The organism is Alteromonas oceanisediminis (assembly GCF_018474025.1).
Lineage (GTDB): Bacteria > Pseudomonadota > Gammaproteobacteria > Enterobacterales > Alteromonadaceae > Alteromonas_E > Alteromonas_E oceanisediminis.
Genome location: NZ_JAHCTA010000008.1, coordinates 20,830 through 43,502, shown reverse-complemented (window position 1 = coordinate 43,502; position 22,673 = coordinate 20,830). Strand labels below are relative to the sequence as shown.

At 47.4% G+C, this 22,673-nt stretch carries 18 protein-coding genes; 5 read left to right on the top strand and 13 right to left on the bottom strand.

Annotated elements, in window-relative coordinates; all coding sequences use genetic code 11:
• Positions 1 to 80 precede the first annotated feature (80 nt).
• From KIU71_RS14025 to ffh, 9 genes are all read right to left on the bottom strand, one after another.
• Positions 81 to 1,622, bottom strand: coding sequence for an AbgT family transporter (locus KIU71_RS14025; RefSeq protein ID WP_214131929.1), 1,542 nt, complete (start codon positions 1,620 to 1,622; stop codon positions 81 to 83).
• 111 nt (positions 1,623 to 1,733) lie between these two features.
• Positions 1,734 to 2,249, bottom strand: coding sequence for a sugar O-acetyltransferase (locus tag KIU71_RS14020; protein WP_214131928.1), 516 nt, complete (start codon positions 2,247 to 2,249; stop codon positions 1,734 to 1,736).
• Positions 2,250 to 2,323: 74 nt separating this feature from the next.
• Complete coding sequence (locus tag KIU71_RS14015; protein WP_214131927.1) at positions 2,324 to 3,022, bottom strand: hypothetical protein; 699 nt, start codon at positions 3,020 to 3,022, stop codon at positions 2,324 to 2,326.
• Positions 3,023 to 3,292: 270 nt separating this feature from the next.
• On the bottom strand, positions 3,293 to 3,652 hold the full coding sequence (gene rplS / locus KIU71_RS14010) for a 50S ribosomal protein L19 (protein WP_214132045.1): 360 nt from the start codon (positions 3,650 to 3,652) through the stop codon (positions 3,293 to 3,295).
• A gap of 17 nt (positions 3,653 to 3,669) precedes the next feature.
• Positions 3,670 to 4,434, bottom strand: a complete 765-nt coding sequence (gene trmD / locus KIU71_RS14005; protein WP_214131926.1) for a tRNA (guanosine(37)-N1)-methyltransferase TrmD — start codon at positions 4,432 to 4,434, stop codon at positions 3,670 to 3,672.
• Positions 4,434 to 4,955: a ribosome maturation factor RimM gene (gene rimM, locus KIU71_RS14000; protein ID WP_214131925.1), complete on the bottom strand. Its 522-nt coding sequence runs from the start codon at positions 4,953 to 4,955 to the stop codon at positions 4,434 to 4,436. Before rimM ends, trmD begins: the two co-directional genes overlap by 1 nt.
• A gap of 21 nt (positions 4,956 to 4,976) precedes the next feature.
• Positions 4,977 to 5,228 carry a 30S ribosomal protein S16 gene (rpsP, locus tag KIU71_RS13995; RefSeq protein WP_214131924.1) on the bottom strand — a complete coding sequence of 84 codons (252 nt, stop codon included), beginning with the start codon at positions 5,226 to 5,228 and terminating at the stop codon, positions 4,977 to 4,979.
• Between the two features lie 121 nt (positions 5,229 to 5,349).
• The gene (locus KIU71_RS13990) at positions 5,350 to 6,129 is read right to left on the bottom strand and encodes a substrate-binding periplasmic protein (protein ID WP_214131923.1); all 780 of its coding nucleotides are present in this window, start codon (positions 6,127 to 6,129) and stop codon (positions 5,350 to 5,352) included.
• Positions 6,130 to 6,131: 2 nt separating this feature from the next.
• A complete protein-coding gene (gene ffh, locus KIU71_RS13985; RefSeq protein ID WP_214131922.1) occupies positions 6,132 to 7,517 on the bottom strand; it encodes a signal recognition particle protein in 1,386 nt (461 codons plus the stop codon).
• Between the two features lie 179 nt (positions 7,518 to 7,696).
• On the opposite strand from ffh, the gene KIU71_RS13980 reads away from it, so the two are divergent.
• Positions 7,697 to 8,521 carry a cytochrome C assembly family protein gene (locus tag KIU71_RS13980; protein ID WP_315853299.1) on the top strand — a complete coding sequence of 275 codons (825 nt, stop codon included), beginning with the start codon at positions 7,697 to 7,699 and terminating at the stop codon, positions 8,519 to 8,521.
• A gap of 82 nt (positions 8,522 to 8,603) precedes the next feature.
• Positions 8,604 to 9,899, top strand: a complete 1,296-nt coding sequence (locus KIU71_RS13975; RefSeq protein WP_214131920.1) for an HlyC/CorC family transporter — start codon at positions 8,604 to 8,606, stop codon at positions 9,897 to 9,899.
• Positions 9,900 to 9,908: 9 nt separating this feature from the next.
• On the opposite strand, the gene KIU71_RS13970 is transcribed toward KIU71_RS13975, so the two are convergent.
• On the bottom strand, positions 9,909 to 10,088 hold the full coding sequence (locus KIU71_RS13970) for a hypothetical protein (RefSeq protein WP_214131919.1): 180 nt from the start codon (positions 10,086 to 10,088) through the stop codon (positions 9,909 to 9,911).
• A gap of 69 nt (positions 10,089 to 10,157) precedes the next feature.
• Positions 10,158 to 10,655, bottom strand: a complete 498-nt coding sequence (locus tag KIU71_RS13965; RefSeq protein WP_214131918.1) for a SixA phosphatase family protein — start codon at positions 10,653 to 10,655, stop codon at positions 10,158 to 10,160.
• Between the two features lie 159 nt (positions 10,656 to 10,814).
• Here KIU71_RS13965 and KIU71_RS13960 point away from each other — a divergent pair, with 159 nt between their 5' ends.
• The 3 genes from KIU71_RS13960 to KIU71_RS13950 all read left to right on the top strand — a co-directional run bounded on the left by KIU71_RS13960 (position 10,815) and on the right by KIU71_RS13950 (position 18,573).
• On the top strand, positions 10,815 to 13,592 hold the full coding sequence (locus KIU71_RS13960; protein ID WP_214131917.1) for an insulinase family protein: 2,778 nt from the start codon (positions 10,815 to 10,817) through the stop codon (positions 13,590 to 13,592).
• A 162-nt stretch (positions 13,593 to 13,754) separates the two neighbouring features.
• Positions 13,755 to 18,239: an EAL domain-containing protein gene (locus KIU71_RS13955; RefSeq protein WP_315853298.1), complete on the top strand. Its 4,485-nt coding sequence runs from the start codon at positions 13,755 to 13,757 to the stop codon at positions 18,237 to 18,239.
• Between the two features lie 181 nt (positions 18,240 to 18,420).
• On the top strand, positions 18,421 to 18,573 hold the full coding sequence (locus KIU71_RS13950) for a hypothetical protein (RefSeq protein WP_214131916.1): 153 nt from the start codon (positions 18,421 to 18,423) through the stop codon (positions 18,571 to 18,573).
• Between the two features lie 467 nt (positions 18,574 to 19,040).
• On the opposite strand, the gene fadJ is transcribed toward KIU71_RS13950, so the two are convergent.
• Together fadJ and fadI are read right to left on the bottom strand one after the other, a co-directional pair.
• A complete protein-coding gene (fadJ, locus tag KIU71_RS13945; protein WP_214131915.1) occupies positions 19,041 to 21,161 on the bottom strand; it encodes a fatty acid oxidation complex subunit alpha FadJ in 2,121 nt (706 codons plus the stop codon).
• Entirely contained in the window at positions 21,161 to 22,471 is a 1,311-nt protein-coding gene (fadI, locus tag KIU71_RS13940) for an acetyl-CoA C-acyltransferase FadI (RefSeq protein WP_214131914.1), read from the bottom strand. Before fadI ends, fadJ begins: the two co-directional genes overlap by 1 nt.
• Between the last annotated feature and the right edge of the window lie 202 nt (positions 22,472 to 22,673).

Here is a 22,673-nt window from a genome sequence, read left to right as displayed (position 1 = left end):
GATGCTAAAGCAAGCTGATTCGTGACTATCGGATTGCGCGATGCTGACGGGCATCGCGCAATCCGATGATATTGGCTGGTTTAACCCGCCGCAGGATACACGTAGCTAGATTGAATACCCAATGGAAGACCCAGACCCCAATAAGCCAGCAAGAACACTGTCCATACTAAAAGAATAGTAATACTGAAAGGTAGCATCAGTGAGAGCAATGTGCCTATTCCCGTTGACTTAACATAGCGCTGGCAGTAGACCACGACTAACGGGAAATATGGCATCAGTGGTGTAATAATATTGGATGAGCTGTCGCCGAGGCGATAGGCTGCCTGTGTAAGATCAGGTGAAATATTCAATTGCATCAGCATCGGCACGAAAATAGGGCCTAACAGCGCCCACTTTGCTGATGATGAGCCAATAAACAAATTAACAAATGCGGTCAGAAAAATAATGCCGACGATGGTTACCATGCTGGGTAACGCCAGCGCACGAAGCACTTCAGCACCTTCAATCGCCAGCAATGCGCCGAGATTTGATTTACCAAATGCGTCAATAAACAAAGCGCAGAAAAACGCCATCACAATATAGTAGCTCATGCCCTGCATCGCTTTGGTCATGCTGTCGATCATGTCTTTTGTTTTCTTGTAAGTTCCCGACATGTACCCGTAGACAACACCCGGCATTAGAAACAGTAAAAAAATGAGTGGCACAATCGACTGCATAATCGGTGCCGCAAAGGTGGTCAACTCACCATTTGCATCCCGCATTGGTGACGTTTCGGGGATCAGTATCAATACTAATGCAACAATGCCTAACAACATGACTACCGAAGCGGCCCTTAATGCTTTGGTCTGCTTCGGGGAAAGATCTTCAAACTTAGGAATGTCTGCGGGATCACCATCGACCTCCACGTCTTTTAGTCGTGGTTCAATCACCTTATCGGTGAGATACCAAGCAATTGACACAATCAGTAAGGTTGACGCGGAGTTAAAGAACCAGTTGTTCAACGGATTGACCTGAATGGTAGGGTCAATAAGTTGCGCAGCACTTTGCGTAAAACTTTGTAGTAACGGGTCAATAGCGGAGGGAATAAAGTTCGCACAAAACCCGCCACTTACCCCCGCAAATGCGGCGGCGATACCGGCAAGCGGATGTCTTCCCATTGCGTAAAATATCACCCCGGCAAGTGGAATAACCAAAACATAGCCGGCGTCTGTTGCTGTGTGGCTCACGATAGCCACAAGCACGACCATGGGCGTAAGCAATTTTGCGGGTGTTGAATCCAGCATGCGCTTAAGGCCTGCACTGATAAAGCCGGAATGCTCAGCTACACCTACACCAAGCATCGCAACCAATACAACGCCTAACGGCGCAAAGCCAGTGAAAATAGTAACCATTCGGCTAAGAAAATCTGCCAGAGAGTCGCCAGTCAGTAAATTGTTAACCACCACCGGTGTACCCGTACGCGGGTCAATGGTGTCGAACGAAATACCTGATAGTGCGGCTGATAACCCCCACACAATCAATAAGCAGATAAAAAATATGATGGCAGGATCAGGGAGTTTATTTCCCACGACTTCGACTTTGTCGAGTGCGCGGGTCACCCAGGTTGAGTTTGCTGTTGTCATTCGGTGGCCTTGAAGGTTGTTTTTATAGTCATGAGCGTCTTCGCTCTCTTCTTCATATTTATTTAACCACAGCAGGTTGAAAGTGGCACTCTGTTTTAACTTTATTCGCGATTAAATTGCGTTGCGGCCTGTAAAGATTTCGCCTGCGGCGATGTCACGAGTTACGGTGACACCCGCGCCGATGATAGCGCCATCACCAATGGTAACGCCGGGTAGCACAATGACATTCGCCCCCAGCCAGACATCGTTGCCCACCATCACCGGCGCAACCAGTTGAATACCCGATGCTCTTTTTTGCGCATCTTTAGGATGCGTTGTTGCGGTGATCACACTATTCGGGCCGACCATGACTCGGTCGCCAAAGGTGACTCTCGCCCCATCAAGAATGACTACATTGTGGTTCAGGTAAAGTTTATCGCCTGCCACGATGTTATTGCCGAAGTCACAGGTGAATGGGGTTTCTATGATTGCTGTTTTGGCAAACGGCAGCAGCTTTGCAAGGGTTTGTTTGCGTTCAGCTTTGCTATCGGGCGACAATTGATTGAGCGCAAAGCACAGCTGCTTGGCGCGGTGCCGCTGTTGTTTTCGACTGGAGTCCATTGGCAATAATTCGGTTAGCGGGACCATGTAGACTTCAATAGACTCCAATCAAGGTGGCGCCCATCGCGTGACGGGCGTTAAGCATCACTTGAGCGCAAAGCTCAGTGTGCGTATTGGCGACGGCGCATACACATTAACATTAAGCCGCCAACAAGCGCCAGCGCCAATGCTTCGGGCTCGGGAACTGATTGGGCTTCAAGCGCTTTGATTGAAAACATCGCTCGACCGTTAGGATTAAAACGGGTGCCCGCGTAATTCGGATCCAGCGCCCAGCTAAATGTGGCAGTTCCTGACACATCAGTCAACGCTTGGCCGTTTTGATGCTGCAAATAGAATGTAGATGGCGTATCACGGGTGACACCAAAATCATTTCCATCGACTGAAAATGTTAGACTAGAGGATGAAAAAAGCCCATCAAAACCACTCACATTCATCCAAATACCCAGTGTATTCCACACACCCGCAGCAGACGTATGGGTGAGAATGAAGTCATCTAACTTAAATGTTGTTGTGGTGCCTGAACGACTTAATGACCACGTAAACTGATGAGAAAACAGTGCGCTGTTGCTGAGCGATTTCCAAGCAAGGTCGCGCGTTGTATTATTGCCCCATTGTTCACCATGAGTGAGAAACACGTCCTTTCCAGCGGTAGCGCCAGAGGATAAATTTTCATCCACTTTCACTTCTGAAAAAAACAACTTTTTGTAGTCGCTAGGTTGTTCGACCAAGATCAGTGAGGCTAATGACGGCGTGGAAAACACACCCGCTAAGCTCAACAAGACTAAACGCAGAAAAGACATGATTACCTCTTATGGAGCCGTTGCTCCAACAACAAAAGACATCACCTGACACCATTATCAGCTGAACGAGTTTCAACATGGTCCACTGATAGGATGATATAATGAAAATACTGTGCCAGAATTTTATTTTATGATTTTCAAATGGTTAGAGATAATCCAACACCGCACTGTAAAAATACCTGACATCCGGTGTAATTGATTTTGAGCGACAAAAAAGCCCGCGTGATGCGGGCTTTCGAATTAGTTAACGTTAACGCAGAAATTAGTATTTTAGTTAAGCTTCTCTTTGATACGCGCAGATTTACCTGAACGCTCACGTAAGAAGTAAAGCTTAGCACGACGCACGTCACCACGACGTTTAACAGAAATCTCAGCGATTGCAGGGCTGTGAGTTTGGAACACACGCTCTACACCTTCACCACTAGAGATTTTACGTACTGTGAAAGACGAGTGCAGGCCACGGTTACGCTTCGCAATAACAACACCTTCATACGCCTGAAGACGTTCTTTTTCGCCTTCTTTAACACGCACTTTAACGATTACTGTGTCACCCGGACCAAACGCCGGCACATCAGTTTTGAGCTGTGCTTGCTCAATTTTTTTGATGATATCTTGACTCACTTTACTCATCATATCCTCTCATTGAGTTAACTGTCGTTGTGCCGCTTCCACGCTTGCTGAAATTCATCTAGCAAACGTTTCTGCTCCTCAGTCAGAGCTCGATGTTTAATTAATTCAGGGCGTCTTAACCAAGTTCTACCAAGAGCTTGTTGCAGTCGCCACTGCCTGATTTTTTCGTGATCACCGCTCAGCAAGACACTGGGTACGGCTTTATCACCCAACACTTCGGGCCTGGTGTAATGAGGGCAATCGAGTAAATTCTGACTAAATGAATCTTGCTCTGCTGATTGATGATGACCCAAGACACCGGGCTTTAACCTGGCAACCGCATCCATCAACACCATAGCAGCGAGTTCACCGCCGCTGAGCACGTAATCACCGATTGACCATTCTTCGTCAATGTGGTTTTCAATCACGCGCTCATCAATACCTTCGTACCGACCACACACTAATATCAAACTGTCCATCGAGGCCAGCTCAATAGCGCCAGCCTGATCCAGCTTTCTGCCCTGAGGCGATAAATAAATCACCTTAGTGTTGCCACTAGCCGCTGCTTTAGCAGCCAGAATTGCGTCTGTTAATGGCTGAACCATCATCAACATACCGGGACCACCGCCGTAAGGCCGGTCATCCACGGTACGATGTTTATCGTGGGTATAATCCCGAGGATTAAAGTGAGAGAGTTCCAACACACCAGACTTAACGGCTCTGCCAAACACTCCCTCTTGGGCGATGCTGTTAAACATGTCAGGAAATAAACTGACCAGCCCAAACCAACTCGTCGCTGGCATTAAAATCCTGGGTCCCAATCGACCGTGATAGTCTTCGCCTGCATATCCACCGATTTGATCACGCTCTCGCGGATAAAGGGCAGCATGCGTTCTTTCTGACCAAAGGCGTCATTGCTTTGCGCTTTTACCAACATGACATCGTTGGCGCCAGTTTCAAACATTTCCTTTACCGTGCCCAACCCGTAGCCATCCAGTGTTTCCACTTGCATGCCGATCAGGTCGCGCCAGTAAAAATCGTCCCCGTCTAACGCAGGTAGCTGGTCTGACTGAATGCTGATATCGCAGTTTTTGATGCGCTCTGCATCATCGCGATTGTCGACACCGGCCAATTTCGCCACCAAGGTTTTGCCGTTTGGACGCCATTGCTCAATCAGGTAAGTCTTCGCATCACTCAGTATCCACGGAGTGTAGTCAAAAATACCTGTCGATTCATCGGTATAGCTGTTGATTTTAACCCAACCTTTAACGCCATACGGCGCGCCGATTTTGCCAATCACCAGTGTGTCAGACGCTAGACTCATCTATACCTCTTTCAGGACTGCTTACGCAGTCGCTTTTTTTGCATCTTTTACCAAGCGTGATACACGGTCAGAAAGACCAGCGCCCTGCCCAACCCAATGCTCAACACGATCAAGATCTAAGCGTAAACGCTCTGCCTGACCTTGCGCTGTAGGATTGAAAAAGCCGATGTTTTCAATAAAACGACCGTTGCGCGCGCGGCGACTGTCTGCCACCACAACTTGATAAAATGGGCGCTTTTTAGCACCACCACGCTGTAAACGAATAATAACCATAATTGCCTCAACTCGTTGTAGCGTTACCGTTAACTAATTACCTAACATCGATGGACTTAACAGCCCCCGAAATTAAGGTCGCGAGATTATACGGAAATTGACCATGGAATCAAGGAGAAACTTAGCAAGATGGCGAGGGTGTTTTAGCCAGACTGTCTGAGGCTTGCAGGGTTTTCGCTAAGTACCGGTTAAATGACGTTATCCATTGCTGAGGCACTGCCGCTTTAGAAAATATAAAATGTACTTCAGTCACGTGGAGTGACACCGGCGACACAACCCACGTCGCATTAGCTTGCTGCGAAAAAACGGTACACAAAGCCCCTTTGTCATCAATGACCATATCGACGCGACCTTGCTCAAGCAAGGCAACTCGTTGGGGTAAATCAAACTGATGAACAAAGGATGTTGGAAAGCGCGATTTGAGTGACTCGACCTCTTCACCAAAATAGCCATGCGTATTAAGCGCCACTTTTTTACCGCTTCTCAACGCTTCTTCCATACTCACCAGAGAAACCAAATGCATATCAATCCGATAGATAAGACCGACCGATTCTGTACGATAAGGTGTTGAAAAATGATAGTGATCTGCGCGTTGCGGGGTATAAGAGGCTCCTAACGATACGTCAAACGTACCTTTAGGCAATTCTTTGGCGACTCTCTTTTCATTCATCGTCAAAACTTCCAGTTCACACTCCATCGCCCGCAGTGTTTCATGTAAAACGGCATAGTCAGAACCTGCGTAATGATTGCCCGTTGTTCTATAAAGATAGGGCGGCCAATCTCCACTGAAGGTCATCACGATAGCATTATCACACATTGGCTTAGCACCAGCGGGCATCGCAAAAAACACAATGGACACCAGTGTAGAGAACACCCACAAACGCGTGACAATGATGCTCATGATTATCGAGGCGGGAACATCCCGCCGGGGCCACCCATGCCGCCGGGTGGCATCATACCGCCCATTCCACGCATCATCTTTTTCATGCCGCCACCGGACATTTTTTTCATCATTTTTTGCATTTGCGTGAATTGTTTCAATAAGCGGTTCACATCCTGAATTTGCGTGCCTGATCCGGCGGCGATGCGTTTCTTCCGTGAGCCTTTGATTACATCAGGGCGCTGGCGTTCGGCAGGCGTCATCGAGTTGATAATCGCTTCCATCTGGTTGAACTGTTTGTCATTGGCTTTTTCTTTGATCTGTGAGGTCATCTTGCCCATGCCGGGCATCTTGTCCATTAGCGACATCATGCCCCCCATGTTGCGCATCTGTTCCAGTTGCTCCTTAAAGTCCTGCAAATCAAAACCTTTACCTTTCTGAACTTTACTGGCCAATTGTTGCGCTTTTTTCTTATCGACCTTGCGTTCAACTTCCTCAATCAGCGACAACACATCGCCCATGCCCAGAATGCGGGATGCAAGCCTTTCTGGGTGGAAAGGTTCAAGTGCATCAACCTTTTCGCCCATACCCAAGAATTTGATAGGTTTACCCGTGATATGCCGCACAGACAACGCCGCACCCCCGCGGGCATCGCCATCGGCTTTGGTTAATATGACACCGGTGAGGGGTAACGCCTCATTGAATGCTTTGGCGGTATTGGCCGCATCCTGCCCCGTCATCGCATCGACGACAAACAACGTTTCAACAGGGTTTACCGCTTTATGAAGCGCCTGAATTTCAGACATCATCTCGCCGTCAACATGGAGGCGACCGGCAGTATCGACCAACAATACGTCGAAAAACTTCCGCTTTGCATGGTCAATTGCTGCTTGAACGATATCAACAGGCTTTTGCAATACGGTTGATGGAAAACACTCTACTTCCACTTCCGCTGCTAATGTTTCTAGCTGCTTGATGGCCGCAGGTCGGTACACGTCAGCACTGACCACCAGCACTTTTTTGTTTTCGCGTTCGCGCAAATGCTTGGCCAGCTTACCCACGCTAGTCGTTTTACCAGCCCCCTGCAGACCCGCCATCAACACGACGGCAGGCGGTTGAACACTCAGATCGAGTTTTTCATTTGCATTGCCCATGACAGATTCAAGCTCGGATTGAACGACCTTAATGAACATCTGGCCGGGCTTGAGACTCTTGCTCACCTCAGTGCCTAGCGCCCGCTGTTTAACCTGATTGACGAAATCTTTCACCACAGGCAGCGCGACGTCCGCTTCCAATAATGCCATGCGCACTTCGCGCAAAGTGTCTTTAATATTGTCTTCTGTTAAGCGGCCTTTGCCACTGACGTCACGTAACGTCTTACTTAAGCGATCGGTTAAATTTTCAAACATGAGTGCGTTTTACTCTCAGAGAATATGCCCGCATTATAACGGAAAGTGATTAGAGTGCTAACCCGGACTTTGCAATGATCTGGCAATTAACACACTGCTTGATTACTATCTACCCTATGAACTCGCGGCAATGAAAACGAATAGGCCGCCTTAACGCATTGCCACACTAAAGGATGCATGTGACGACACCACTGATATTTACGCTCGCAACACTTGCCGCTTTGCTTTATATCGTTTCGACTCTGGCACTGACGGGGCGTTTTTTCCATATCGACGGCCCCAAGGATTTGATGAGCCGGGGATTGGCTGGCGTAGCGGCTTTGCTCCACCTCGTGTCGCTCTATTTTTCAGTCAGTGCCGCAGGCGATATCAACCTGGCACCAGCAGCGCAAAACATGAGCATGACCAACGTGCTGTCGTTAGTTGCCTGGCTAATGACGGTGTCGATGCTGATCAGCAGTTTTTATCTGAAGAATGTCATATTGCTGCCTGTCGTCTTTTGCTTTGCGGCCTTATCGTTGCTGTTGACCATTCTGCTGCCCGCAACCTACGTGGTGAATATCGCCCTAAAACCCGGTATTGTTATCCATATCACGCTGTCTTTGTTTGCCTACGGCACACTGACCATAGCACTGCTGTATGCCCTGCAAGTCGCCTACACCAACACGCAACTTAAAGAAAAAAGCACCGCGTTATTGCATTCATCACTGCCACCGCTGATGACCGTTGAGTCTATTCTCAACAAGCTATTGTCCGTGGGCACTCTGCTATTGTTAATCGCGATTGTCAGCGGCGGGCTGTTCTTAAATAATATGTTCGACCATCAGCATATTCATAAAACCGTCTTAACGCTGATGGCATTTGCGGTTTATGCATTAGGCCTACTAGGCGCTTGGCAATGGGGTTGGCGGGGCCGACCTTTATTGCTGACAGCCGCGATTGGAAGCACCCTATTAACACTCGCTTACTTCGGCAGCCGCTTTGTGCGCGAGGTCTTATTGTAGAATGAGTCAAACAAAAGTTTCACTTGAATCATACACGGCTAGCCACTACATTGGCTTTCGCAAATAACGAAGGGAAAATCTGTTGGACGTTTTATCCACTGGCACGCTATTTATCATACTGAGCGTGCTCATCTTGTGCTCTGCTTACTTCTCAAGTTCCGAAACCGGCATGATGTCGCTGAACCGGTACCGCCTCAAACATCTGGTGAACGAAAATCACAGTGCGGCTAAGCGTGTTCAGGCGCTGCTAGATAGGCCCGACAGGTTAATCGGCCTGATTCTGATTGGGAATAATCTGGTCAATATTGCCGCGACGGTGGTTGCGACTGAAATCTGTATGCGCTTGTTCGGTCCAATATGGGGGCCCATTCTGGTGACCGTTGGGTTGACCTTAGTGATCTTGGTTTTTGCTGAAGTCACGCCTAAGACACTCGCTGCGCTCTACCCTGAAAGAATTGCTTTTCCAAGTTCATTGCTACTTTTACCTTTAATGAAACTGCTTTACCCCATGGTGTTTCTGATCAATGGCATCACCAACGGGCTGCTAGCACTGCTGCGCATTAAACCCACTGACGGCAGTAGCGACTCACTGAGTCGCGAAGAACTACGCACCATTGTGTTCGAAGCGGGCGCTTTGATACCCAAACGCCACCAAGATATGTTGGTGAGCATCCTAGATTTGGAGAATGTCACCGCTGAAGACATTATGGTTCCTCGGAATGAAATCGTGGCTATTGACGTCAACGACGATTGGAAAGACATTCAACGTCAGTTGGTGAATTCTCAACACACACGCGTTTTATTGTTTAGAGATAAAATTGACGACGCCGTCGGTTTCGTACATGTGCGTGATGCGCTGCGCTTACTCTCTAAAGACCAATTCTCAAAAGCGACACTACTGCGGGCTGTGCGGGAAATTTATTACACCCCTGAATCCACTCAACTTCACACGCTCATGTACAAATTTCAGGCCGAAAAAGAGCGAATTGGTCTTGTGGTTGATGAATATGGCGATATTCAGGGGTTGGTGACACTTGAAGATATTCTTGAAGAAATTATCGGTGATTTCACCACCAGCATGATACCCACACACAGTAAAGAAGTTACCGTACAACAAGACGGCAGTGTGCTTGTCGATGGGAGCGCAAACGTGCGCGAACTCAATAAAGAAATGAATTGGAATTTGCCGCTGGAAGGGCCAAAAACATTAAGTGGCTTAGTGGTCGAGTATTTGGAAGAAATCCCGGATAACAAAGTCAGTTTGCGTCTCGCAGGCTATCCAATGGAAATCGTCGATATCAGCGATAATAAAGTGAAAACGTTGCGGGTCATGCCTGATTTGTATAAGGCAGAGAAAGCGAAACTGGATGAATCCTAAACGCTGCAGTTAACCTTGACGCAAACGCTGAATTTTTGATTTGTAGAAACTCACCTTGTCGTTCAGCGAATCCAGTTTACCCATCAACTCAGAAAGCTCTTCATCATCTGCAATATCGGCTTGATTGCGATGTTGTTCCAAAGCTTTTTTGAGTTGTGCGGGTAAAGCCAGCACAGCGTTTCTGCTCATGATCCGTAACGTCAATTCAGTGGTAGTGAGAAGTTATATTGTTATCGGTCAGCCGTCTATTTTCTGAACCTAATCGTGTTGCTGATTTAACGTTATCAACTGACCGATTCCGTTGGCTTTCACTAAATCAATTACCGCGAAGGCACTGGTAGCGAACAGCGGTGGTGAAGAGAGATTGCACAGTTCGGCCGTTAAGAAGCTAACCAGAGGCATATGACTAACGACTAAAATCGAGCGGCAGGTATCACTGGCACCGGCCACAATCCACTGCGCTTCCTTGGCTGAATTCATTGGCGTAACTTGTTCGCAATCGATTTTACGTTTAACACGCAAGCCAACGGTCAGTATGTCATAAGTTTGCTGTGTGCGCCGGTAAGGGCTGATGAGCGCTAGGTCAAATGCGCCCGTGCCGGACATGTGGGTTTCGATTTCCCGCATGGCCGTCGTGACCTGTTGGCGCCCGCGTTCGGTTAACGCCCGCGCTCTGTCGTTCGAAAATGCAGGCTCCGCTTCACCATGTCGAATAATAACAACCCTAGTCGTCGATTGCGCGTTTACATCACTCAAGGTTTTCGCCAGTATTTGTCTACAACGCTCAACATAAGCGTTTAAGAAACTGTGAAGTATTCCCGCTAAAATTACAACTAGTTCACAAGAATAATCACAAAAGGATTGTGCAAACAAACCAATCGACTATGCTCAAACGAATGGTTTTCATCACTCTGTATGACACTCTTGAACCGCAAAAGCTCTCAATGCCAACAATTTGTGCTCGATAACGGTGTAAAGTTGCTTCACGTCAAGACGAGCAAGCCAGGTAAAACGGCTTTCGCTGCTGCCATTGGCTCAGGGCATTTTGATGATCCAGCGGATTGCCAAGGATTGCACCATTTGCTAGAACACATGCTGTTTATGGGCAGTGAAAATTGGCCTGAACCCAATCAGGCCATTGAAACAATAGAACGACTCGGTGGCAGTCTAAATGCGTTTACCAGTACCGAAACCATGACGGTGCAAGGTGAATGTCATAGCATGCACCTGCGCAAAACCTTTTCTGTGCTGGCAGATATGCTTGAACACCCACTATTCAATCACAATGCCATCAATGCAGAAATTGACACCATTGATGCAGAGTTCCGGTTTAAACAGAATGATGATTTGCGGCGGCTCTATCAAGTGCATAAAGAAACGGCCAATCCGCAGCATCCCTTTAGCCAGTTTTCGGTGGGAAATAAACATATTTTTCAGCAATATGATGTAGCGGCGTTGAAACGTCGGCTGCACGCGTTACACGATAGCGCATTTTGCGGGCAAAACGTGTGCGTCACTGTTGTATCTGATCTTGAGATGTCTGTGATTCTGCCCATCGCGAAAGCCACATTAGGTGCTATCCCCACAGGAGAACAGCGCTCTAAGCCGGAGCTTCCGCCGCTTTACACGGCCAATGAGCTCGGTGTTGAAATTGTCGTTAAACCGCTATCAGATACTCGTCGGTTAATCCTTACGTTTGCCTTGCCGGCATTAACGATTGAAGATATTCCCGCACTCGGGTTCATTAGTCATTTACTGGGTGATGAAAGTAAAGGCAGTATCCTCTCGGTACTGAAAAAGCGTGGTTGGGTAAGCAGCTTAAATGCGGGCGGCGGCATAGACGGGCGCAATTTCAAAGATCTCAACATCAATATGCAGGTCAGCGCTGAAGGCGCTCACCATCGATACGATATTGCGCACGCGATTTTCACCTATTTAGGCCACTTATCAGGGGACGAGCCGCAACAATGGCGATTGGAAGAGCGACGAAATATGGACAAGCTGCATTGCCAGCAGCGCAAGGTTCTGGCAACCTCCGAGTTGGCAGGGCAATTAGCAAATGGTCTTTTTCGATTTGATGCTGAGTCGCTCTGTCAGCTTGAATTTGAAGCACCTGAATACAATCTTTCTTCCATTAAGCATTTACTCGCGCAGTTAAATCCCAGCACACTCAGGTTGAAATATATTAGCCAGTCTGTCGCGACCGATAACATAGCGCAGTGGTATGATACGCCGTACGCTATGACCCACCTGTCTAAAGAGACAATACGAGCATGGTCTGCCCCCACCAATGAATCCATTGATTTGCAACAGCTCTCACTGCCTCAGCCAAACCCTTATGTGAGTGCTCATGGCGAACGCCGTTCAGGCGACTTTGCCAATGAACGCCCTAAGCGTTTCTGGCAACAAAAAAATGCTGAGGTTTGGATAGCTGGACATGCCGACATTAAACAGCCACTGGCTGATTGTTATCTATCATTCGAGTTTCCGACACTGGTGTCAGAGCCCGCAATGATGGCAGCCAAAAAGGCGTGGGTGTCTAGCCTTTGTGACGCAATTCAAGGTGACTTTTACGCCGCTGAAATTGCTGGCCTGCACTATAGAATCTATGGCCATCAAGGTGGGTTGAGTATTCACACATCTGGCTTTAGTCTGAAACAGAAGGACTTAGTCAGTAAATTAACTAACGCCCTATTCACGCACTCAATTTCACCTGAGCGCTTTACCTATGCGCAAGACGCGCTCGCCAGAAGCTTACAAAATAGCCTGCTAAACAAACCGGTTAACCGTTTATTCTCCCGGCTTGGCGTACTCATGCAGCGTTACAGTCACGCGCCTCAAGCCGTGCTCTCTGCGCTTAATACCTTGTCGTTGGAAGATACACTGAATTACCGAGCTCAGGCGTTAAACGCGTTTTCAGTACAAGGTTTTTTACACGGTCAGTGGCGAGCCAGTGATGCTGACGCGATCACTACACTTCTGGCTGAAAAGACGCACGTTGACTATGATTACGCCGCTATCAGTCGTGATGTGGTTAAATTAACGCCTCAGTATACGTATTTTCACCATGTTGATAGTCAGCAGTCTGACTCAGCTGCCATGCTGTTTTTGCAAGCGCCCTCCAGTAGCGCATTTCACACGGCGCTAACCATGGTGTTGGAGCAGATGCTCACGTCGCCATTCTTTTCAGTATTACGCACGCAGAAAAAACTGGGCTATATCGTAGGCAGTGGTTTCGTCACGCACAACGCCCGCGCCGGTATGGTGTTTTACGTGCAGTCCCCGTCTGCAGATGCGCAGACGCTGGTGAACGAAATCACACAGTTTCTCATCACCCAACTAGAGCACATCGATTACTATCGCGAGTTTTGGCCGCAGATCCAACAAAACATCATTCGACAACTTCGCTGTACTGACATCAGTTCGACGGCTCGTGCGCAACGTTTATGGATGAGCCTGGGATTGAACGACACGCAATTTAATCGGAACGAGCAAATGGCTAATCACGTCTCGGCACTCACATTCGAGAACCTGGTTGCGCATGCAGTTCAACTGCAGCAGCGTCAATCCTTTGGCGAACTCGTGCTGTTCAGTCATGGCAACGGTTCGGTGGATGAATCATTTGCGCAACGCGATAATGCGAAAATTCTCAATGATGTTGATGTGTTCAAATCACAGATGACTTATCTTTAAGTGACAAAAATCGTAAAACTTGCTTGATATTTGTACTAGAACAATACTTTAGCCCATAAATAGCTTGTACAGTGCAGAGCAACTTGGCATATTTACCGTTGAACGCATGGAACGCAAATAACAAAAATTATAAGGCAGCTAATCGCTGCTAATAGGTATTTTGTGCTCAGCAGTAGAACCCGCGGTTTTACAATACGCTTGTTTATCTTCGCGGCGCTTTTTGCGCTGCCGGTATTTTATGCTTTTTCACAATCCTATCTTAGTCGCCCCTTCGTACGAGCAATAGACGACGCACCTAGCGTCAATCATATTGTGCAGGATAAGTACGGGTTTATTTGGATGGCCAGCACAAGCGGACTGATCCGCTACGACGGATACGAAAAAGAGAAGTTTTCGTTTCAGCAAGACAGTCAGAACCGGGTGCTCTATGGTGATATCAATGCGATAGCAACTGATCAATTAGGCCGGTTGTGGGTTGCCGGGTCTCAGGGACTCGCCCGTTTCGACGCTGATACAGAGCGATTCATCAATTATACAGCGCTAAACAGCCCCCTGGTCGATGGCCATATCACCGCACTTACACAAGGCAATAACGGCACGCTCCTTCTGACCGACCAGCGCGGCCTTTATCGTTATACCGTGGTTGACGACACGATTGAAAGGCTAGACACGCCGCAGAGCAATTTTCCTCAATTTCAAATCAACGTTCTCTACCAAGACAATGAAAAAATATGGATGGGCACGGTTGGGAATGGCGTTTTTGCCTTCAATCCTGATGACCAGCAAATTTACAATTTGGCCAACGAAAACCCATGGAATATGAAATTACCGGTAAAGTCACTGATCACCATGGAGCAATACGCAGGCAGTTACTGGTTGGGAACTGACAAAGGTCTGTTTGAAGTTTTTGACGGTAATCGCGTTCGTGATGTTTTCGGAGACGCCGACCGACCCGATTTAAAAGAATTAATCATACGAGATATCAAACTCAATAACGGGCTGCTTTGGGTGGGTACTTCCAGTGGCTTGCTCTCCATCAACAGTGAAAAGCTGATAGAGCAAACCCTGCTGACCGTTGGGCAGGGTGAAGAACGCTCCATGGCGAATTACGTATACAGTCTACATGTCGACCCGTATGACGTGCTGTGGATTGGAACATGGGAAGGGGTTTATCGAAAACTTCCGATTCAGCCCCGAGCACCAACACTCCTCAGCTCGTTTTATAAAAACGGCACTCGGCATAAATTCGAAAATATTTGGTCAATCGCGCCGCTCTCTGATGGCCGGGTTTGGGCTACCGGTGAACAGGATAAAATTTATCTTATTGATAAATCAGCCGAGAACACGAGTATTTATCAAGGACTCACACAGTCGTCTATCTGGGACCTTGCCGTAGATTTTACTGGTGCAGTTTGGCTGGGAACATCGAATGGAATTTTTCAATATCGGTTGGATCAGCAAAACAAATTAGCGCTAAATGCCCACCTGTTTAAGGGCAGTCTGATTGACTCGATGTTAGAAACCGAACGTTACCTTTGGTTTTGGCACAACAAAAATGAGATCGTGAAGCTAAACGTTGCTACACAACAAACTACGTTTATCAGTAGCCCAGAGGGCGTTAGCACCGCGATTCCGGTAGCAGAGGATGACCTCGGAAGAGTCTGGTTCAATACCAATGCGGGCACCATGATTTTTGAACCCAACACGCAAGTGTTCTCATTCCCATTTGCTGATGATGCTCAGCACCCGATGCATTCAATATTGATCACGTCTTTCTACAGTCATGCCGGTCATTATTACGTAGTAACAGACGTCAACGGTATTTTCAAACTGGAAAAGCAGTCGCTCGTTGTTGATGACAGAAAAGCGTCCAGTAAATCAACTGTGATGGCCGCCGTCGGTGTCGGAAGTTCGATTTGGTACGCTGATTCCAAAAGTATTCAGGAAATCACCCTACCCCGAATGGATCGCGGTGAGTTTATTCCCAGCAATGCTTTGCAGAATAATGAATATTTTGAGTGGTCCGCGGCCGCGGGCCCTGACAATATGCTGTATTTTGGTGGTGCCAGTGGTATCTCTCGGTTTAGCCCGAATTTTTTGTATGAACAAAACGCATCTCAAACGGTACCACCCGCCCCGAAGATACTTGAGTTTACACTATTTAACAGCGCGATTGATTTTGATGACAAATCAACGACTATTTTAGATAAGCCTATTTATCTCACAGACAGCATTTATCTGGAGAACCAAGAAAACCGATTTGGGTTTAAATTTGGAGTCGTCAACCCACTTGCAAAGGAACAAATCGAGTACAGACATCGTTTACTTGGCTTGGATGAAACGTGGAACAACAGTAAAAATGAGCGGTCTGAAACATATAACAGCTTGCTCTTTGGCAATTATGTATTTGAAGTACAAGCTAGAACGCCTGATTCTGGCTGGTCAGACAGCACACGACTTAATATCACCATCGCCCCGCCTTTGTGGTTGCATAAGCATGCTCTGATCTTTTACGCGTTTTTCCTTGCGCTGGCCACCATTTATTTTATCCGCCAATACCAGGCACGTAAGGCTTCACAACTCGCCATTCAGGAGAGCGAAGAGCGGCTTAAACTAACACTCTGGAGCAGTGGTGATGAGCTGTGGGATTGGGATATTTACGCAGGGCAAGTACATCGGTCCAATATGTGGGGCACCTTAGATTTTCCGCAGGACGACATTCGCACCAACTCGGCGTATGAAGCAAATATTCACCCGAGCGATATAGAACGGGTTAAAAACGCGATCCAGGAACATCTGGATGGTAATTCAGAATATTATGAAACCGCCTTTCGCGCGAAAACCTATAAGGGCGAATGGTTGTGGTTGCTTGACCGAGGTAAAGTGGTTAAACGTGACCAGCACAATAAACCATTGCGCATGACCGGCACGTTAAAAAACATTCAGCACCTTAAACAAGCCGAAGAGCAGTTGTACCTGTTTAAACGGTCAATTGAGAATATTTCTGAAGGGGTATTCATCACCAACACCGAGTTCCGCTTTGTATCAGTGAACAATGCGTATTGTAAGTACACGGGGGAAACCCGCGAGAAAGCGTTGGCAAGTTACTTATTTTTTCATCAATACCCTGACGCGTTCACTCAGGAAATTAAAAAGTCACTTCGTCAAAAAGGTAATTGGTCCGGTGAAGTGGAGTCTCTTCGAAGTAACGGCGTTAAGTTCGAGATGGAGCTTAATATCGATGCTGTTTACGGTGACGACAGCAAGATCAGCCATTATGTGGGTGTTTTTTCTGATATCACTTCACGTAAAAATACTGAGAAAGAATTACTCAAGCTCGCCAATGTTGATCCGCTGACCGACTTACCAAATCGCTCATTCTTCCAAGCAAGCCATCAAAACTTAGTGCGCAAGGACGTACCACACACCTTGATGTGTTTAGACATGGATAATTTCAAGAAAATCAACGATTCTTTAGGCCATCAGACTGGCGATATTCTTATTAAACAGATCGCACGACGCGTGCAGCGCGTGGTTGGTTCTGTGGCGACCTGCTACCGGTTAGGCGGTGATGAATTCAGCTTATTGCTGGAAAATCGCGCTGACGTTCACACCATCACGCATTTTGCCCAAAATGTATTAGACACACTTTCCCGCCCATTCGTGATTAATAAACAGGAGTTTGTGCTGAGCGCAAGCTTAGGCATCGCATTCTATCCGGATGACGGTGCGACCCCGCAAGAGCTTTTGAAGAACGCCGACACTGCCATGTACTTCGCCAAAAATAGCGGTGGCAACAGTTACCAATTCTTCAGTGGCGAAATGAATCAAAACGCGGTTCGTCAGTTACAAATAGAAAATTTAATACGACAAGGGCTTCGCGACAATTTGTTCACGGTATTTTACCAGCCCAAAGTAGACATCACGTCTGGCAAGCTGGTGAGTATGGAAGCGTTGGTGCGATTTGAGCACCCTCAAAAAGGTATCGTTTCGCCGAGTCAGTTTATTCCACTGGCGGAGCAAACTGGGCAAATTATTGAAATTGGTGAACAAGTCCTGCGCAAAGCCTGTGAAGACACAAAACGCTGGGTAAATGCAGGGCTATTTGCTGGACGCGTTGCCGTCAATATTTCGGCAAAGCAGTTTGAATTGCCCGATTTAGATGATCGCATTGATAAAACACTTCGCCAAGTTGGCCTTTCGCCACTTCATCTTGAATGTGAACTCACTGAAGGCACCTTGATGGAGAATCCCGATCAAGGCTTAAAGCTCATGCAGCGCCTACGCGAACGAGGGATCCATTTAGCGTTGGATGATTTTGGAACCGGTTATTCATCGCTGGCCTACTTAAAGAAGTTTCCGCTGAACACGTTAAAGATAGACAAAGCGTTCATTGATGATATCGCAGTCAGCAGTGTTGATCGCCACATGGCCGCTGCCATTATTAATATCGCGCACAACCTCGGACTTAAAGTCGTAGCAGAAGGTGTCGAGCATGAAAACCAACTGTCAATTTTACGTCGCTACGATTGTGAAATGCTGCAAGGCTATCTGTATAGCAAGCCGCTCAATGCGGATAAATTCGAAAAGCTACTTCGCGAGAATCAGAAATTACATCAGTTGATTGGCGAGTCTAATTTGCCCTAAGCTCCTTGCTGCTAGGCGCAGCATGTTTTTTCTCAAGTTATTTGTATACCATCCGATAATATTTTTACCCAAGATGACTATGTGCACTTAAAAAAGTGGCACGCCTTTAGCTTAGTATTGGGTGTTCGTCTAAATACTGACGGCAACAACTACAATTAAATAAAACTAGAGGAACATCATTATGTTGAAAGCGTTTGCAGTTGCACTCCTTATGACGTCAGCACAGCCAGCAGTATCAGCTAATGCGGAAGGTGCAAAAGCGCCAACAGTTAGCAAGACTATCGTTGTAGTCGAAGAGCCAGCAGGCAGAAAGCGTCCACGTCACCAGTGGTAAGCACCTAGCTTAAATGGAATTTTTTCTAGGATAGATTTGAATAGAAGAGAGGCATTACGCCTCTTTTTTTTGTCTGATTTTTCATACACCAAAACCCACCACGGCACTGCATTGCCGTTCCTTCTGGCAAAATTAAGCCATTCTTTAATGATATTCTGACTGGCCAACCTTGAGCATCTGGTGCATATCGCACAGTACAGCAGCATACCAATCACATGCGATGAAAGAGATATTTTGTTCCAGTGAAAGACGGACCTTGCAGCTATTTGAGTCTATAGCGCTATTCTGGTTTCGCTTTTCGCACGTTCCTCTGTTTAGGTCAGTTCAACCAGCGCTTAGCAAAAAACCGAGGGAAACTGAATGACCTCTATATCGTTGGCTTTTACAACGATGAGGACTATTCACACCTCGGTTTTTATTAGGATTGACTGAATGGCGTATTCAAACAGTCACCGTTGGATGATTATTTAATAAAACGTTTTGCCCTGCTCAGCCATCGACACTAGCACGTCAGCCGGTTTGAACTTCGCATCGATACTGCTCAGCTCATTGAGTCGGTCAACAACATGTCGGATCCCCAAGCTGTCCATGTACCTGAAAGGGCCGCCAAAGAATGGTGGGAAGCCAATGCCAAATATGGCACCGATATCGCCGTCTCGCGCGTTTCTGATCACGCCCTCGTCCAGACAACGGGCCGCTTCGTTGAGCATCATCAGCACACATCGCTCTGCTATCGCTGGGCTGCTCATCCGTTGCTCAGGTGATATGTTGAGCAATTCATAGATCGAATCATCCACTTCCTTACCTGACTTTTTGCCTTCATATAAATAAAAGCCGCTGCCATTCTTCTTACCTTTACGCCCATCCGCCAATACTTTGTCGAACGCAGCCGGTGCCGTAAAGCGCTCACCGAATTCTTCAACCAAAAATGGGATAATCTTAGTGCCTACATCAATACCGACTTCGTCGAGCAACTTCACCGGCCCGACAGGGAAGCCGAACTTCACCAAAGATTTGTCGATGTGATCGATAGGCTCTCCTGAGAGTAGAATGCACGCGGCTTCATTCATGTAAGGCGCGAGTATTCGATTGACATAAAACCCTGCGCCGTCTTTAACGACAATAGGTGTTTTGCCTTGTCGCTTTGCAAATTCGACGGTGGTCGAAATAGTGTTATCAGACGTGCTCTCATGCGCAATCACTTCCGCAAGCGGCATCTTGTCAACCGGTGAAAAGTAGTGCAGGCCGATCACATTTTCTGGCCGATCCGCCTTGGCAGCAATCTGCGTGATTGGAATTGAAGACGTATTGGACGCAAAAATAGTGGCGTCCTTACAATGATTTTCGATATCAGCAACCATTTGTTGCTTCAATGCAACATCTTCAAACACCGCCTCAATTACCATGTCAACGTCGTTAAACCCAGTGTAATCTGTGCTACCGGTTAACCGCGCCAGCTCTTGCTGCATTTGCGATTTGAGCATGATTTTGCGTTTAACGCGCTTATTTAATAAGTCATAACTGTATTTAATCGCGTTGGCAATGCCTTCTGAGCGAATGTCTTTGATCCGCGCCGGCACTTTGGCTTTAGTGGCTGTTACGTAGGCGATTCCGCCGCCCATCAGGCCGCCACCCAGTATACCCACTTTTTTCACTTTCGCTGGCTCGACACCATCAACACCCTGCTCTTTCTTCATGTCGGTCGTGGCAAAAAAGATGTTGCGTAATTGCAACGACTCAGGCGTCATTAACAGTTCACCGAAATGCCGAGCCTCGACGCGTAAACCATCACGCATACCGTCACTCATACCGGTTTCGATACAATCGATAATGCGTTCTGGCGCTGGATAGTTTCCTTTCGTCTTGGCCAGCGTTTGCTTGCGCGCTTGTTTAAACAAAAAGCTGCGCCCAAACGGCGTCTCTTCCAGTACACGATCAGTGGCACTTAACTTGGGTTTGCTGCGACTCGGCTTAGATTTTTGCGCATATTGAATTGCCACGTCCATAAGAATGGATTCGGGAACCATGTCATCAACGATACCGTACTTCTTGGCCTGTTTTGCGCGAGCAGGTGAACCGGTCAGCATCATTTTCATCGCCTTTTGGATCCCAATTAAGCGCGGCAAGCGTTGTGTTCCGCCACTACCTGGTAGCAAACCCAATTGAACCTCAGGTAAACCCATTTGTGTAATAGATGCATCAGTGCAGACCCGATAATGGCAGGCTAGCGCCAGCTCAAGGCCGCCTCCCAGTGCAGGGCCGTGTATCGCTGCCACAAAGGTTTTTTGCATTTTTTCAATGCGATTAAAGACATCCTGCCCACCTTTAGAGAGCGCTTCTGCATCTTGTGCATTCTCGCACGCTGCCAGCATGCTGATATCTGCACCGGCCACAAACGACTTGGGTTTGCCACTGGTTAACACAACGCCTTTTATGTCGTTGTCGTTCTCAATGGTGTCCAACATCGCTGTGATTTGATCACCAAAGGCTTGCTTGAGCGTGTTCATTGACTCGCCCGGTACATCCATGGTTAGAACCGCTACGCCGTTGTCACGCTTTTCTAGTGAAAACACGTCATTTTTCGTCATTATTCAGTCTCCACAATCATTGCCGCTGCCAGACCACCTGCAGCACACGCCGTCAACAGGCCAGTTCCGCCACCGCGACGATTTAGTTCATTTAGCATCTGCGTAATCATACGAGTCCCCGTCGCCGCAAATGGGTGACCGTAGGCAATCGAGCTACCCATCACATTGAATTTTTCCATATCAATTTCGCCGGTTGCTTTGTCACGGCCTAATTTTTCTTTTGCAAATTTATCACTGGCAAACATTTTTACGTTCGCTAGTGTCTGAGCAGCAAATGCCTCATGCATTTCAATAAGCGTTAAGTCATTTAAGCTCATTCCGGCGCGGTCAAGCGCAATAGGTGTCGCATAAGAGGGCCCCATCAACATGTCTTCCCACACATCGATTGCCGCAAACGCGTAGCTTTTGATGTAACCCAAGGGTTTATACCCTAAGGCTTTGGCGCGACTTTCCGTCATCATTAACACGGCAGAAGCACCGTCTGTGAGTGGTGTTGCATTCGCAGCCGTCACCGTACCGTGTTTCCGGTCAAACACAGGGCGAAGCTTTGCGTAACCTTCCAGTGTTGAATCAAACCGTACGTTGTTGTCACGCTCCAACGCGCCTTTGAATGGTTCAGCGTACGCTGTCATCACTTCATTAGCTAACTTCCCTTCTTCCCAGCTTTGCGCCGCAAGCGAGTGACTGCGGTGTGCTAGCGCATCTTGGTCAGCGCGGCTTATGCCGTGGGATTTCGCCATTTGCTCAGCCGTTTGCCCCATCGACAACCCGGTAGAGTATTCCGCTACAGCAGGAGGGACAGGAGCGAGATCTTTAAGCCCTAACCGTCTGAATATCGAAAACTTTTGACCAAATGATTTCGCTTTTTGTAAATCCACCAGCGCGCGCGCCAAATTTTTTGATACGCCAATAGGTGACACCGACGTTGAGTCTGCACCGCCAGCAACCCCCACTGAAATATTTCCAGCGAGCATCGACTCCGCGATATTAACGGTTGACTGAAAGCTAGTCGCGCACGCCCTTGAAACACTGTAAGCGTCTGTTGAAACCGGCATATTTGTGCCTAACACTATTTCCCGTGCAATGTTAGGGGCTTCAGGCATTTGTACAACCTGACCGTAAACCAGCTGTTCGACCCACTGCGGGTCGACGTTGTTTCTGATCAACATTTCGTTGACCACCATTTTGCCCAAATCTACCGCAGGAACACCATGAAAATAAGTTGCCATTTTGGCAAACGGAGTTCTAAGCCCAGCAACAATCGCAATGCGGTCGCCGTCACGGGTCGTTACGTTTTGTTTACTCGCCATATTTGATTCCATTTGTTACTCAAACCAAGTGGTCTGACCTGTAATTCGTTCGATTCTTACAGACTGGCGCTGAAATATCAATGCCTAATGAGCTATCAGCTTAGTACGTCAATCTGACTTCAACGTTCAATTCGCTTTATCAATATAGACCCGCATGCATGATTTCGCCGCCATGATTTTTCCTCAAAGTGCTTGATATCTT

Bases quoted from the DNA above. Each gene is read 5' to 3' on its own strand.
- KIU71_RS14025 (WP_214131929.1), bottom strand. From the start codon at position 1,622: ATGACAACAGCAAACTCAACCTGGGTGACCCGCGCACTCGACAAAGTC.
- KIU71_RS14020 (WP_214131928.1), bottom strand. From the start codon at position 2,249: ATGGTCCCGCTAACCGAATTATTGCCAATGGACTCCAGTCGAAAACAA.
- KIU71_RS14015 (WP_214131927.1), bottom strand. From the start codon at position 3,022: ATGTCTTTTCTGCGTTTAGTCTTGTTGAGCTTAGCGGGTGTGTTTTCC.
- rplS (WP_214132045.1), bottom strand. From the start codon at position 3,652: ATGAGTAAAGTGAGTCAAGATATCATCAAAAAAATTGAGCAAGCACAG.
- trmD (WP_214131926.1), bottom strand. From the start codon at position 4,434: ATGCCAGCGACGAGTTGGTTTGGGCTGGTCAGTTTATTTCCTGACATG.
- rimM (WP_214131925.1), bottom strand. From the start codon at position 4,955: ATGAGTCTAGCGTCTGACACACTGGTGATTGGCAAAATCGGCGCGCCG.
- rpsP (WP_214131924.1), bottom strand. From the start codon at position 5,228: ATGGTTATTATTCGTTTACAGCGTGGTGGTGCTAAAAAGCGCCCATTT.
- KIU71_RS13990 (WP_214131923.1), bottom strand. From the start codon at position 6,129: ATGAGCATCATTGTCACGCGTTTGTGGGTGTTCTCTACACTGGTGTCC.
- ffh (WP_214131922.1), bottom strand. From the start codon at position 7,517: ATGTTTGAAAATTTAACCGATCGCTTAAGTAAGACGTTACGTGACGTC.
- KIU71_RS13970 (WP_214131919.1), bottom strand. From the start codon at position 10,088: ATGAGCAGAAACGCTGTGCTGGCTTTACCCGCACAACTCAAAAAAGCT.
- KIU71_RS13960 (WP_214131917.1), top strand. From the start codon at position 10,815: ATGACACTCTTGAACCGCAAAAGCTCTCAATGCCAACAATTTGTGCTC.
- KIU71_RS13950 (WP_214131916.1), top strand. From the start codon at position 18,421: ATGTTGAAAGCGTTTGCAGTTGCACTCCTTATGACGTCAGCACAGCCA.
- fadJ (WP_214131915.1), bottom strand. From the start codon at position 21,161: ATGACGAAAAATGACGTGTTTTCACTAGAAAAGCGTGACAACGGCGTA.
- fadI (WP_214131914.1), bottom strand. From the start codon at position 22,471: ATGGCGAGTAAACAAAACGTAACGACCCGTGACGGCGACCGCATTGCG.